Source organism: Silicimonas algicola (genome assembly GCF_003148765.1).
GTDB lineage: Bacteria > Pseudomonadota > Alphaproteobacteria > Rhodobacterales > Rhodobacteraceae > Silicimonas > Silicimonas algicola.
The window spans coordinates 71,748-85,803 of the sequence record NZ_QGGV01000004.1; the positions used below are offsets into that span (position 1 = coordinate 71,748).

Consider the following 14,056-nt stretch of genomic DNA (forward strand, 5'->3'; position numbering starts at 1 on the left):
CGCTCAGGCCTCCTCCAGCCGGTCATGCGCCGGGGGAGGGGCCGGGGTAAGCGCCGAAAGTCGAGCGTACAGATCCTCGTCCATTTCGAAGTTCATGGCAGCCAGCGACGGTGCCAGCTGTTCGGCCGACCGCGCCGACACGATCGGTCCCAGGACGCCTGCGTGTCGCGCGACCCAGGCAACGGCCAGCGTCGCGGGATGCACTCCAGCTTCTGCCGCGATCCTGGCAAGCTCCACTGCCGCGAGGTGCATCCATTCGGGAGCGTAGCGCGCGGCATAGAGCGTGTCCGTCCGAATTCGCCCTTCGCCGCCCGAACCGTACTTGCCGGTCAAAAGACCGCCGCCGAGCGGTGAATACGGACAGACCCGGACTCCTTCCGAAATCGCCATCGGCAGGATCTCGACCTCCGCCTGCCGCTTGACGAGGTTGTACATGGGCTGAAGGAAATCCACCTCGATCCCAAGGTCCGCCGCGACCCTTCGCGCCTTCATCACCTGCCATGCCGCAAAGTTCGACACCCCGACATATCGGACCGCACCCGACCTGACGTACTCCGCGATGCATCCAAGCGAGACCTCGAGAGGCGTCACCGGATCCCACTGGTGGATGTAGAACAGATCGACGGTCTCAAGCCCCAGCCGCCTGCGGCTCTCGGCGAATTCGGTGTGGATGACCTCGGGCGTGGCGCTCTTCTTGTTGCCCGCCTTCGTCGCCACGAACACCTCGTCCCGCTCCCCGGACACAAGACGCCCGAGAATTTCCTCGGACTTGCCGCCGGTATAGGCGTAGGCCGTGTCGAAGAAGTTGATCGCGGCCGCCCGGCAGGCGTCGTACATCGCGGCGCTTCCGGCGTCGTCCGCGTTGCCCCCGAACTGCATCGTTCCGAAACTGAACCGGCTGATTGGCGTGCCGCTGATGGTCTGCATCTTCTCTCTCCCTGAAATCGAAAGGCCGCCTCGAAGGCGGCCTTTCTGAAGCTCTTGTCGCGGATCAGTTCGGGATTTCGCCCGTGATCCCCTCGACGTAGAAGTTCATCCCCGCGAGCGTGCCGTCGTCCGCCGTCTCGCCCTCGGCCAGCCAGTCACTGCCGTCCTGCTTCTTCAACGGACCGGTGAAGGGATGGTATTCCCCCGCCGCGATGCTGTCGCGCAAAGCTTCCGCTTCGGCCTTCACCTCGGCCGGAACAGCGTCCGAGATCTCGCCGATCTTCACCATGCCCGGCCCGATCCCGTCCCAGGTGTTGTCGCTGGTCCAGGTCCCATCGATAACCGCCTGCACGCGGTCGATGTAGTAGGGCGCCCAGTTGTCGATGATGGACGACACGCGCGGCATCGGCGCGTATTCCGCCATGTCGGACGCCTGCCCGAAGGTATAGACGTTCCCCGCCTCGGCGGCCGCGGCCTGCGGCGCGGTGGAGTCGGTGTGCTGAAGGATGACGTCCGCGCCCTGCTCGATCAGCGCCTTGGCCGCGTCGGCCTCCTTCGCCGGATCGAACCAAGTATAGGCCCAAACAATGGCAAACTCGACGTCCGGGTTCGCTTTCTTCGCGTGGATGTAGGCCGAGTTGATGCCACGGATGACCTCGGGGATCGGGAAGGACGCGATATAGCCGACCTTGTTCGACTGGGTCAGCTTGCCCGCGATGTGCCCCTGCACGGCACGCCCCTCATAGAACCGCGCCGAATAGACGCCGACGTTGTCGGCGGTCTTGTAGCCCGTCGCATGTTCGAACTTCACGTCCGGGAACTTGGCCGCGACGTTGATCGTCGGATCCATGTAGCCGAACGACGTGGTGAAGATCAGGTCTGCGCCCTGCAAGGCCATCTGCGTCAGCGCCCGCTCGGCATCGGCGCCTTCCGGCACGCTCTCCTGATAGATCGTTTCGACCTGGTCGCCGAAATGCTCCTCGACCGCAAGCCGCGCCTGGTCATGCTCGTAGGTCCAGCCGCCGTCGCCGATCGGCCCGACATAGATGAACCCGACCTTGACCGGGTCCTGCGCAAGCGCGGGATTGGCGGCAATCAGCGCCGCTGCAGCAGCGGCCGAAGCCAGGAATGTACGTTTCTTCATTGGTGAACTCCCCATTGGTAACTGTATTGGCCTCACGACGAGGCGTGGAAGGATCGCCCGAGCGACGCGGGCGCGTTGGCAGCCGCCCGTCGCCGGTCGGACGAAATGATGACCAGCACGACGATGGTTATCAGGTACGGCGACATCGACAAGAGCTCGACCGGAATGGCCACGCCGGCGGCCTGAAGGTTTAGCTGCAACACCGTCACGCCGCCGAAAAGATAGGCGCCCAGCAGCACGCGCCACGCCCGCCAGCTTGCGAAGACCACGATGGCAAGGGCGATCCAGCCGCGGCCCGCCGTCATGCCCTCGGTCCATTGCGGAACGATGACAAGGCTCAGGAATGCGCCGCCCAGTCCCGCGCAGGCGCCACCGAACAGGACCGCCGCGAAACGCGTACCGCGTACCGAATAGCCAAGCGCATGGGCCGAGTCGTGGCTCTCGCCGACGGCGCGAAGGATCAGCCCTGGGCGGGTCGAGCGCAGGACCCACCAGACCGCCACGACGAGCAGAAGCGAGATGTAGACCATCGGATGCAACGCGAAGACCGGAATGTCGGAAAGCCCTGGAATAGTCACTCTTGGCGACGAGGGCGGGCGTACCCCGTTGTATCCCTGCCCCATCAACGACGACACGCCGAGGCCGAACAGGGTCAGGCCCAGACCCGTCGCCACCTGGTTCGACAGGAACACCAGCGTAAGCACGGCGAAGAGCGCCGACAGGATCGCCGCGCCGACCGCCGCCGCGATGAACCCCAGGGCAGGAGAGCCGGTCTCGACCGCCGTGATGAAACCTGCCACCGCGCCCACGATCATCATGCCTTCGACGCCCAGGTTCAGGACGCCCGACTTCTCGGTCACAAGCTCGCCCATTGCGGCAAGAAGGATCGGCGTCGATGCGACCATCAGCGAGGCGATCAGGACAAGAGGATCGATGGAGCCGAACATCAGGCGTGCGCCTCCCTGCCCAAACGGACCCGGAAGCTCGTCAGCACATCGAACCCGAGAAGGAAGAACAGAAGCATCCCTTGGAACGCCTGGATCGCCGCCGCCGGCAGGCCCATCGTCGCCTGTGCCGCCTCACCACCGATATAGGTCAGCGCCATCAGGAGACCCGCGAGCAGGATGCCGATAGGATGCAGGCGGCCCAGGAACGCCACGATGATCGCCGTGAAGCCGTAGCCCGTGTTGAAGTCGATGCTGATCTGCCCCGCCGGTCCCGCGACCTCGAAAAGCCCTGCGAGGCCCGCCAGCGCCCCGGAGATCCCGAGGCAGAACAGGATGAGCCGCTCGGGGTTCACGCCCGCGAACCTCGCCGCCCGCGGGCTCTGCCCCGCAAGCCGGATGTGGAAGCCCATGAGGTGCCGGGACAGAAGGATGTAGGCGAAGATCACCGCGATCAGCGCCGCCACCACCCCCCAGTGCATCCCCGATCCTGCAATCAGCTCGTTGTTCGCCGCCGCCTCGTACTGCCGCAGGTTCCGCGATCCGGGAAAGCCCGACCCGTCCGGGTTGCGCAGCGGCCCCAGCGCCATCCAGGCGAGGATCTGCTCGGCGACATAGACCAGAAGCAGCGACACGAGGATCTCGTTGGTGTTGAACCTCGTCTTCAGCACGCCGGGAATCATCGCCCAGAGGAGCCCTCCCAACGCGCCCGCGGCGATCATCAGCGGAAACACCAGCCACCGCGCCTCGAGCGGATAGAGCGCAAGTCCCACCGCCGCCCCGCAGATCGCGCCGATGATGTACTGCCCCTCGGCTCCGATGTTCCAGATGCCCGCCCGGAACCCCAGGCTGAGGCCCACGGCGATCAGGATCAGCGGTCCGGCCTTCACCAGAAGCTGGCCTCGATAGTAGAAGGCGTATTCACCCAGGATCGGATCCCAGAAGATCGTGCGGATCGCCTCGACCGGGTTCTTGCCGAGAGCGGCGAACATGATCCCGCCCGCGACCATCGTCGCCAGGACCGCCACCACCGGCGTCGCCCAGGCCCAGACCCGCGAGGGCGTGGGACGCTTCTCAAGCCGGATCATGGCGCGTCTTCTCTTTCCGGGTACGCAGCGCGCAGCGCCTACACATGCGCCACCTCCATCCCGTGCGCGCCGCCCATCATCAGGCCGATCTCTTCCATCGTCAGCGCCTCGGTCAGCCGCGCGGCGCTCAGCCGCCCTTCGTTCAAGGCGGCAAAGCGCCCCGCGATCTCCATGAGCTCGTCTAGGTCCTGGCTGATGACCACGACCGCCGCTCCTTCTCCCGCTAGGTCCAGAAGCGCCTGCCGGATGGCCGCGGCCGCACTTGCATCGACGCCCCACGTGGGTTGGTTGATGACCAGAACCTCGGGCTTCTGAAGTATTTCGCGCCCCACCACGAACTTCTGGAGGTTCCCGCCCGACAGCGACCGCGCCGCGTTGTCCGGCCCCGGCGTCCTGACGTCGAAGGCTGCAATGACCTCCTCGGCGTAGCGCCGCGCCCGTTTCCAATCCACGAACCCTCGTGAGACCAGGTCCTTGCGCACCCAAGCGGACAGCACGCCGTTCTCCACAAGGCTCATGTCCGGCGCCGCCGCGTGACCCAGACGTTCCTCGGGCGCGGCCAGAAGTCCCAACCGTCTGCGGGCGTTGGGGCCAAGTGCACCGATGTCGCGCCCCTTAAGCGCAACGGCACCCGGTGCCGTGCCGATTTCACCCGACAAGGCACCCAGAAGCTCATCCTGCCCGTTGCCCGCGACGCCGCCGATCCCCAGGATCTCGCCCTCGCGCACCTCGAAGGACACCTCCCGCAGGGCGGTCCCGAATTCCGACGGCGAGGCCACCGACAGCTTGTCGACCTTCAGCGCCACCGGGCCCGGCGCCCCCGCCCGGACGGCGGGCGCCGTAAGCTCGGTGCCCACCATCAATTCGGCCAACTCGCGCGCCGACTTCTCGCGCGGATCGCAGGAGCCAACGACGCGGCCCAGGCGAAGGACCGTCGCGCCTTGGCAAAGTGACCGAATTTCCTCGAGTTTGTGACTGATATAGAGGATCGACGTGCCTTCGGACTGCAGCTTCCGCAGGGTGTCGAACAGGATGCCGACCTCCTGCGGTGTCAGCACGCTGGTCGGCTCGTCCATGATCAGAAGCTTCGGATCCTGCAACAGGCAGCGAATGATCTCGACCCGTTGCCGCTCGCCCGCCGACAGATCGCCCACCAGACGCGACGGGTCCAGCGGCAGACCGTAGGTCTCGCTGACCTCGCGGATCGACGCGGCGAGCGTTCGCATCGGCGGCGGCGTCTCCATCCCCAGCGCGACGTTCTCGGCGACATCCAGCGCTTCGAAGAGGCTGAAGTGCTGGAAAACCATGGCCACGCCCGTCGAGCGCGCCTCGTGCGGGCTGGACGGCGCATAGGGCTGCCCGGCGAAGGTCATGCGTCCCTCGTCGGGCCGCACGAGTCCATAGACCATCTTCACCAGTGTCGACTTGCCGGCACCGTTCTCACCCAGAAGGGCATGCACCTCTCCTGGACCGACGGAGAAGCTGACGTCGTCGTTCGCCACGACACCGGGATAGGTCTTGCGCAGGCCGCTGACCTCAAGAAGAGGCCCCGCGCTCACGCGCCCGCTCCGGTCCGAGCCGTCATGTCCGTCCCCCGTGTCCCTTCCGCCAGTATGCGCGTCGCAACGCCCAAGGCAATTGCCTGCGGATGCTTGCCCAGCGCAGGATCCCCGATAGGACAGACCATGCGCGATATCGTGGCGTCGGGATGACCGAGCGCCGCAAGACGCGACCGGAACCGCGCGCGCTTGGTCGCCGACCCGATCAGGCCGAGCGCGCCGAAGGGCCGCGACAGGATGCGGTGGCAGAGTTCCAGGTCAAGCGCGTGGGAATAAGTCAGGACGAAGTGCTCCGCACGAGGTCCGGATAACGTCACTAACTCGGCAGGATTTTCCGCGACAAGGGTCTCGACACCGGCAGGGACGTCCTCAGGGAAGCGATCGCGCCCGCTGTCCGCCCAACACAGGCGCAGGCCCGGCAAGGGTGACAGGACCGACACCAGCGCCCGCCCGACATGCCCTGCGCCCCAGATCCAGACCTCGCGGGACGGGCGCGACACAGGCTCGATCATCCAGCCGGACAAGAGACCGGGCTTGGGCAGCAGACCCGATCCACGCACGTCTGCGAGAATGGCGCGGACCGCCAGCGGCATCTCGCCCGAAGCCCCCGGAATCGGCCGCGCGACGACCTCGCCGCCGAGTCCCGCCAGCCGCGCTTCGTCCCAGACCTCGGTCAGCAGACTCACCGCCCCGCCGCAGCACTGTCCCAGCGCGGGCCCGAGCGGCACCCGGTCGAACCTGTCGCGCCCCACCGCCAGCGCCTCTCGGGCGCGTCGGATGGCCTCGAACTCCAGGGTCCCGCCGCCGATCGTCCCCGAGGTCGACCCGGCCGTCACCAGCATCGCCGCCCCCGCCTCGCGCGGCACGGAACCCTTCGTCTCTGCGACGACAATCCGTGCGACGGGCGCCAGGCGCCGGATATCCTCGACGGCGAAACTCATCGGCAGTCTTCTTGGCGGAAATACTCCGGGGAGCGCGAGGGGCAGAGCCCCTCGCCCGACACGGCGCCGACGGCGACGCACCTCATGCCTGCACCCTGCGAACGGCGGCCAGCACCGCCTCGGGCGTCGCCGGCGCCCGCAAGGCGGGATAGCCCGAACCGCAGGACGCCACAGCGTCGGACAGCGCGAGAAACGCGGAGATCCCCAGCATCAGCGGAGGCTCTCCCACCGCCTTCGAGCGGTACACCGTCTCTTCGCGGTTCGCGCCGTCCCACAGCGCCGCGTTGAAGACTTCGGGCCGGTCGGAACACGCGGGGATCTTGTAGGTCGACGGCGCGTGCGTCCGCAGCCGCCCCTTGTCGTCCCAGACCAGCTCCTCGGTCGTCAGCCATCCCGCGCCCTGGACATAGCCGCCCTCGATCTGCCCGATGTCGATGGCCGGGTTCAGCGACGTTCCGCAGTCATGCAAGATATCCGTCCGCAGGATTCGGTACTCACCCGTCAGCGTGTCGATGACGACCTCGCTCACGGCGGCACCGTAGGCGAAATAGAAGAACGGCCTGCCTTGGCCCTTGATCCGGTCCCACTGCACCTTGGGCGTGGCGTAGAATCCCGTCGACGACAGGCTGACGCGCGCCTGATAGGCATCCAGCACGACCTTCTCGAAGGGGATGCGCTCGCTGCCCACATGCACTTCGTTGTCCTCGAAGCGCACCGACCCGGGATCGGCCTGGGCCCGCTCGGCCACAAAGACGGCAAGGCGGTCGCGGATGGCGTCGCAGGCGACCTGCACCGCCATGCCGTTCAGGTCCGATCCCGAGGACGCCGCCGTGGCGCTGGTGTTCGGCACCTTCCCGGTGTCCGTGGCCGTGATCTTGACGCGTTCGGGTCCGACGCCGAACCGGCTCGCGGCGACCTGGGCGACCTTCTGGAACAAGCCCTGGCCCATCTCGGTGCCACCGTGGTTCAGGTGGATAGAGCTGTCCTGGTAGACGTGAACCAGTGCGCCGGCCTGGTTGAGATGAGTCAGCGTGAAGCTGATCCCGAACTTGACCGGCGTCAGCGAAATCCCCTTCTTCAGAAGCGCGTTGGACGCGTTCCATTTCGAAATCGCCGCTTTTCGGCTGGAATAGTCACTGGTTTCCCGAAGCCGTTCGACCATGCCGTTCAGGATAAAATCCTCCACCGGCATTCCATAGTGCGTCGTCTGCGTCTCGAACTCGGCGCGTATTGGCGAATGCGCGCCACCGAACCGCTTGCCCGAGCCTGCGCTCCTGACCGCCACGTCGCGGTAGAAATTCAGCGTGCGAACCTCGGCCGGATCGCGACCCACGGAATGGGCGACGTGATCCAGCACGCGCTCGATGCCCAGCATTCCCTGCGGACCGCCGAACCCCCGGAAGGCCGTGGCGGATTGGGTATTGGTCTTCAGTCGATGAGATTCCACGCGCATGTGGGGGATGTCATAGGCGTTGTCGGCGTGGAGCATCGCCCGGTCGGCCACAGGCAGCGACAGGTCCATCGACCAACCGCAGCGGCAGAACTGCACGAACTCGACGCCCGCAATCCGTCCCTTGCCGTCGAAGCCCACACGATAGTCGATACGGAAATCGTGGCGCTTGCCGGTGATCGTCATGTCGTCGTCACGGTCGTAGCGCATCGAACAGGGTAGCCCCGTCAGTCTCGCTCCAATCGCACAGGAGACGGCCAGCGCGTTGCCCTGGCTCTCTTTCCCGCCGAATCCGCCGCCCATGCGACGGACCTCGACCCGGACGGAATTCATGTGCCGCCCAATGGCCTCGGCCACCTTGTGCTGAATCTCGGTCGGATGCTGGGTCGAGGAATGGACGACCATGTCGCCGCCTTCCTGCGGCAGCGCGACGGCGGCCTGACCTTCCAGGTAGAAGTGCTCTTGTCCGCCGATCTCCAGCGAGCCTTCCAGACGGCGCTCGGCCTCTGCGATGGCCCGTGCAGCATCGCCTTTCTGGTAAAGACGCGGTCCGTCCTCGAACCTGCTGTCCGCCGCAATGGCGTCATCGATCGTCAGGATGGCCGGCAGGGGCGCGATCTCCGCCAGACCCAGACGCGCGGCCCGACGCGCCGCCAGATGGCTCTCGGCGATGACGAGGAACAGCGGTTGCCCGATATACTCGACGGTGTCCGTCGCCAGCAGCGGTTCGGGCGAGGGCGAGGGCGAAACGTCGTTGGCGAAAGGCAGATCTCCAGCCGCAAGCACCGCGACCACCCCCGGCGCGGTCTTCACCGCCTCGAGGTCCAGCGCCAGAAGCCGCCCATGCGCCTCTTCGCTCATGCCAAATGCCAGGTGCAACGCACCCTTCGGCAGCGGGATGTCATCGACATAGCGTGCCTGCCCCGTGACATGCAGGGGCGCCGCATCGTGCGGCAGGGGTTTCGCGACACTCATGCCCGCACCTCGCGCACGCTGACGGTCTCGCCCGCCATGTCGTGGAAGTAGCGGACCAGCATGTTCCGCGCCGTCTCCAGCCGATACCCGGCCGAGGCGCGCATGTCCGACATCGGCTGGAAATCGTCACTGAACCGGGCCAATGCCGTCTCCACGGTCTCTTTTGCCCAAGGCTGGCCCACCAATGCCGCCTCGACTGCGGCTGCTCGCTTGGGAATGCCCGCCATGCCGCCGAAGGCGATGCGCGCCGATGAGACGACTTCCCCGTCCACCTCGACGTTGAAACAGCCGCAGACGGCCGAGATATCCTGATCGAACCGCTTCGACAGCTTGTAGCACCTGAGAGCCGTCGCCTTCTTGGAGATCGTGACAGCCTCGACGAACTCGCCCGGTCGCCGGTCCTGCTTGCCGTAGTCGAGAAAGAAGTCCTCGATCTTCACGTCGCGCCGGCCCGACCCATGCCGAAGATGAAGCGTCGCACCGAGCGCGATAAGGGCCGGAGGGTTGTCCCCGATGGGCGAGCCGTTCGCGATGTTCCCCCCGATGGTCGCCGCCTGCCTGACCTGTTCGGATCCGTAGCGTCGCACCAATTCCGCATAGGATGGATGATGCCGAACGAGAACCGGCAGAAGCGCTGCCATCGTCACGCCGGCGCCGATCCGCAGCGTCGCGCCCTCGTCGTCGATGCCCTGAAGATCGCGGCAGCGATTCAGGAAGGCGACCTCCGGCAGCTCCCGCAGCCCCTTCGTCACCCACAGACCCACATCCGTGGCCCCTGCAATCAGGGTCCCGTCGGGATGCGCCTGATACCACGCCGCAAGCTCGTCCGACGTCTCGGGTGCGTATGAAACTGTCTCTGATGCTGGCACTTCGTCCGACATCCATGCGGGCACCTTCGCCTTTGCCGCCGCCTCCGCCGCACGAACGATGGGGGCATACCCCGTACAGCGGCACAGGTTGCCCGCCACCACATCGTCGTGGTCGCGCCGCCCCTGCATGTGTCCCACCGCCATCGAAACGACAAAACCCGGCGTGCAGAATCCGCACTGGCTGCCGTGGTGATCGATCATCGCCTGCTGCACTGGGTGCAGCGCGCCCTCCGGTCCCGACACACCCTCGACCGTCCGCACCGCGCGACCGTGGACTTGAGGCAGGAACAGGATGCAGGCGTTCAGCGCACGCGCACCCGCCTCGTCCGTCACCATCACGGTGCAGGCGCCGCAGTCGCCTTCGTTGCATCCTTCCTTCGTGCCCGTGAGACCGCGCTCCTCGCGCAGCCAGTCGAGAAGCGTCCGCGTCGGCGGCGCGTCGACCTCAACAGTTTCCCCGTTGAGAAGAAACCTGACCTGCATGTGAAATCCCGCCGCCTTACCCGAAGTCCGTGCCGCGCGCCGTCGATGCGGCGTAGAGAACGCGCGAAGTCCCTGTTGCTTGCGATGAAAGCGCGGAAAGTCGCCCTTGGCAAGCCCATCACGCCTCTGTGACCCTTGGGGCGTCGTTCGACGTGCAAGCCTTTCGGCTGCAAAACTAGCGGAGGGAATCGCATGACGCGGATGACGGCCAAGGACTTCGACCAGGACCTACTGGACCTCTACGACTTCTACGCCCACGGAAAGATCACCAAGCGCGAGTTCCTCGACCGCGCCGGAAAGTATGCGGTCGGCGGGGTCACGGCCCTGGCGCTGCTCGAGATGCTCAGTCCCAACTATGCGATGGCGCAGCAGGTCAACTTCAACGACGAGACCATCGTGCCGGAGTACGTCACCTATCCTTCGCCCAACGGCACCGGCGACGTGCGCGGCTATCTCGTGAAGCCCGCGAACGCCCCGGCCAAGCTGCCGGCGGTCCTCGTCGTGCACGAGAACCGGGGTCTCAATCCCTACATCGAGGATGTCGCCCGCCGCGTCGCCAAGGCCGGGTTCATGGCGCTTGCCCCCGACGGGCTGACCTCGGTCGGCGGCTATCCCGGCAACGATGCCGAGGGCCGCGATCTGCAGCAGACCGTCGACGGCGAGCAGTTGATGAACGACTTCTTCAACGGCTTCGACCACCTGCTGGCCCGTGACGATTCCACGGGGAAATGCGGCGCGGTCGGGTTCTGCTATGGCGGTGGCGTCTGCAACGCGCTTGCTGTGGCCTTCCCCGAAATGTCTGCCAGCGTGCCCTTCTACGGCCGCCAGGCGAACGCCGCGGATGTCCCGAAGATCCAGGCGCCGCTCCTCCTCCACTATGCAGGACTGGACGAGCGTATCAACGAAGGCTGGCCGGCCTACGAGGCGGCGCTGAAGGAACACGGCAAAGTCTATGAAGCCTACATCTACGAGGGTGTGAACCACGGCTTCCACAACGATTCGACGCCGCGCTACGACGAGGCTGCGGCGAAACTGGCCTGGGACCGCACCATAGCCTGGTTCAACCAGCACCTGGTCTGAGGGGCAGAACGGGGGGCGCGGATCGCGGTCCGCGCCCTTCGGCTTGTCACGTCAGAGACGTCGCCAACTCGTCCAGTTGCCGCAGCGTCGTGCCCCACCCGTCCTGGAAGCCCATCTCCTCGTGCCGTTTCCGGATTTCCTCCGAACTGTGCAGCGCGGTCGCCTTGTAAAGCGTGCCGCCGTCCTTTGGCTCGAACTCGATGATGGCGGTCAGGAACGGCTCGCCACGCGGACGATACCCACTCCCCAGAGCATCCGTGGTCACCAGCCGACGCGCCGGCTCGACTTCCAGCACGCAGCCTTCAAGCGGCATGACCGTCCCGTCCGGCAGCGTCATCGTCAGGTTCGCCTTGCCGCCCGGCCGGAACTCGTACTCGATGTCGGTGATCTTGACGGGCTTGGGCGCGAACCATTCCGCGAAAAGCTTCGGGTCGGTCCAGCAGCGCCAGACGGTTTCGGGTTTCGCCTTGATGTGGCGCTCGATGTAAAGGTCCAGCTCTGGATTGAAGTCGGTCACGGGAAAACTCCTTTCAGTGACTGTCATTGGGATTATCGCCCTCGCGTTCCAGCCTCTCGGCCAGTTCGGTCAGGCGGTCGGTTCGGGCTTCCCAGAGAGCGCGCTGGCGCGAAAGCCAGTCCTCGGCACGCGCCAGTGTCGCGGCTTCGATATGCACGGTCCGGACGCGTCCGCTTTTCTCGGTACGAACCAGACCTGCCTTCTCCAGCACCTTGAGGTGCTTCAGGAAGGTCGGCAGCGCCATGTCATGGGGCGCGTGCAACTCGCTGACGCTGGCCGAGGCCCGCGCCAGTCGCTCGATAACCGCGCGACGGGTCGGATCGCCCAAGGCGGAAAAGTATGCATCAACTTGGTTAGCCATTTGGCTAACCTTTAGGCGTCTCCCATCGCCGCGTCAAGGCACCGCGTAAGGCTCGACCTCTTCGGGCGCGAGCGTCAACCCGGCCGTGACATCGCCAATGCGGCGCCCCGCCACTTTCCTATCGCCCGCGATCTCGGCCAGCGGCACCATGACGAAGGCGCGGTTGAACATCTCGGGATGCGGCAGCGTCAGCGCGGGCGAAGCGAACTCCTCCTCACCCAGAAACAGCAGGTCCACGTCGATCAGGCGCGGACCCCATCGCTCGCCCGGCGTACGGCCCAGTTGGACCTCTATCTCCTTCGCGGCCCGCAGCGCTTGGTGCGGCGTCAGGCTGGTCTGCCCCACCGCGCAGGCGTTGACGAACCAATCCTGGTCTTCCTTGCCCCAGGGCGCCGTCTTGTAGAAGGACGACACCTTCTGGATCTCCATCCCCTCCACCGCTTCGAGAAACGCCAGAGCCGCCCGGATCTGCGAAGACTTCTCGCCCACGTTGCTGCCCAGCGCGAATCCCACCGTCCTTTGCCGCAACCGCGTCAGCTCGACGCCGACGGTATCGAAGCTTGCCGAGATGGGTGCGCCCGGCTTCCGGATCCGCACCAAGACAGCCGTCGCCGCGTCGAACCGCGCCAGGATTTCAGCGATGACACGCTCGGCGAAGGTCTCGATCAGGCGGTAAGGCCCTTTGTCAGACACCGTCTGCGCCAGTTCGCACAGCGTCGCGTAGCAGATCGCCTCGCGATAGTCGTCGTGCTCGGACGCTCGCCGGGCATCGGTCTTCACCTCGATGTCGAGGAAGAACCGCTGGCCGAGGATACGCTCCTCCTCGTTCACGCCATGCCGTCCGACGATGCAGAGGTTCGTCACGAAGATCGTGTCGTTCATGCCCTGCCCTCCTGAAACGTCGCCTGCACCATTCTGACCGCCTCGACATGTGGGGCGACATCGTGAACCCGGATGACGCGTGCGCCCTTCGCAAGGCCCAGCGTATTCGCAACCAGCGTTCCCGTCAGCCGCGCGTCGACCTCGGCGGCAAGAACATGCCCGATGAACTTCTTGCGCGAGAGACCCAGCAGAACCGGACGCCCATACCACGCGCCGAGCTCATCCAGCCGGTTGAGGCAGGTCAGGCTTTGCGCGGGCGTCTTGCCGAAACCTATACCCGGATCGACCAGGATGCGCTCGGGCAAGACGCCGGCCCGCGTCGCCAGGTCCATCGACCGGTCGAGGAACATTCGCATGTCCGCCATCACGTCCCTGTCCGGATCGACGTCCAAACGGTTGTACATGAGGACAACGATCGCACCCGTCTCGGCCATCGCGTCGGCCATGCCTGCGTCGCGCTGACAGCCCCAGACGTCGTTGACGATCACCGCCCCCGCCGCCACGGCCGCCCGCGCCACCGACGCCTTGTAGGTGTCGATCGACACCGCCACGTTCGACCGCGCCGCCACCGCCTCGACCACCGGCATCACCCGCGCCATTTCCTCGTCAGCCGAGACAGCGTCCGAGCCGGGCCGCGTCGACTCGCCTCCGATGTCCAGGATGTCGGCCCCTTCGGCCTCCATCCGCGCCGCCTGGGCCAAGGCCTCGTCGAAGCCCTCGAACCGCCCGCCGTCCGAAAAGCTGTCCGGCGTCACGTTCAGGATGCCCATGACAAGGGGACGCCCGGCCATCGCGGCCAGGACCGCGTCGCGCCTTTGCGGGAAGGGGGTCATTGC

Annotated in this window: 13 protein-coding genes; 1 reads left to right on the top strand and 12 read right to left on the bottom strand. The window is 66.1% G+C overall.

Features of this window, described 5'->3' with window-relative positions; translation table 11 throughout:
- Positions 1–3 precede the first annotated feature (3 nt).
- From C8D95_RS10270 to xdhA, 8 genes are all read right to left on the bottom strand, one after another.
- Positions 4–927: an aldo/keto reductase gene (locus tag C8D95_RS10270; protein WP_109759097.1), complete on the bottom strand. Its 924-nt coding sequence runs from the start codon at positions 925–927 to the stop codon at positions 4–6.
- A 64-nt stretch (positions 928–991) separates the two neighbouring features.
- A complete protein-coding gene (locus C8D95_RS10275) occupies positions 992–2,071 on the bottom strand; it encodes a BMP family ABC transporter substrate-binding protein (protein ID WP_109759098.1) in 1,080 nt (359 codons plus the stop codon).
- Between the two features lie 32 nt (positions 2,072–2,103).
- Positions 2,104–3,018, bottom strand: a complete 915-nt coding sequence (locus C8D95_RS10280) for an ABC transporter permease (protein ID WP_109759099.1) — start codon at positions 3,016–3,018, stop codon at positions 2,104–2,106.
- Positions 3,018–4,103, bottom strand: a complete 1,086-nt coding sequence (locus C8D95_RS10285; RefSeq protein ID WP_109759100.1) for an ABC transporter permease — start codon at positions 4,101–4,103, stop codon at positions 3,018–3,020. The genes C8D95_RS10280 and C8D95_RS10285 overlap by 1 nt, the downstream gene beginning before the upstream one ends.
- A gap of 38 nt (positions 4,104–4,141) precedes the next feature.
- Positions 4,142–5,662, bottom strand: a complete 1,521-nt coding sequence (locus C8D95_RS10290; RefSeq protein WP_109759101.1) for an ABC transporter ATP-binding protein — start codon at positions 5,660–5,662, stop codon at positions 4,142–4,144.
- A complete protein-coding gene (xdhC, locus tag C8D95_RS10295) occupies positions 5,659–6,603 on the bottom strand; it encodes a xanthine dehydrogenase accessory protein XdhC (protein WP_109759102.1) in 945 nt (314 codons plus the stop codon). The genes C8D95_RS10290 and xdhC overlap by 4 nt, the downstream gene beginning before the upstream one ends.
- 82 nt (positions 6,604–6,685) lie before the next feature.
- Complete coding sequence (gene xdhB / locus C8D95_RS10300; protein ID WP_109759103.1) at positions 6,686–9,028, bottom strand: xanthine dehydrogenase molybdopterin binding subunit; 2,343 nt, start codon at positions 9,026–9,028, stop codon at positions 6,686–6,688.
- Entirely contained in the window at positions 9,025–10,380 is a 1,356-nt protein-coding gene (gene xdhA, locus C8D95_RS10305) for a xanthine dehydrogenase small subunit (RefSeq protein ID WP_109759104.1), read from the bottom strand. The genes xdhB and xdhA overlap by 4 nt, the downstream gene beginning before the upstream one ends.
- Positions 10,381–10,572: 192 nt before the next feature.
- On the opposite strand from xdhA, the gene yghX reads away from it, so the two are divergent.
- On the top strand, positions 10,573–11,460 hold the full coding sequence (gene yghX / locus C8D95_RS10310) for a YghX family hydrolase (protein WP_109759105.1): 888 nt from the start codon (positions 10,573–10,575) through the stop codon (positions 11,458–11,460).
- A 46-nt stretch (positions 11,461–11,506) separates the two neighbouring features.
- On the opposite strand, the gene C8D95_RS10315 is transcribed toward yghX, so the two are convergent.
- From C8D95_RS10315 to folP, 4 genes are read right to left on the bottom strand one after another with little or no spacing between them, the layout of a single operon-like run.
- The gene (locus tag C8D95_RS10315) at positions 11,507–11,977 is read right to left on the bottom strand and encodes an SRPBCC family protein (RefSeq protein ID WP_206508380.1); all 471 of its coding nucleotides are present in this window, start codon (positions 11,975–11,977) and stop codon (positions 11,507–11,509) included.
- Between the two features lie 13 nt (positions 11,978–11,990).
- Complete coding sequence (locus tag C8D95_RS10320) at positions 11,991–12,338, bottom strand: ArsR/SmtB family transcription factor (RefSeq protein WP_109759107.1); 348 nt, start codon at positions 12,336–12,338, stop codon at positions 11,991–11,993.
- Positions 12,339–12,371: 33 nt separating this feature from the next.
- Positions 12,372–13,220 carry a 2-amino-4-hydroxy-6-hydroxymethyldihydropteridine diphosphokinase gene (gene folK, locus C8D95_RS10325; RefSeq protein WP_109759108.1) on the bottom strand — a complete coding sequence of 283 codons (849 nt, stop codon included), beginning with the start codon at positions 13,218–13,220 and terminating at the stop codon, positions 12,372–12,374.
- Positions 13,217–14,053, bottom strand: coding sequence for a dihydropteroate synthase (gene folP / locus C8D95_RS10330; protein ID WP_109759109.1), 837 nt, complete (start codon positions 14,051–14,053; stop codon positions 13,217–13,219). Before folP ends, folK begins: the two co-directional genes overlap by 4 nt.
- Positions 14,054–14,056 lie beyond the last annotated feature (3 nt).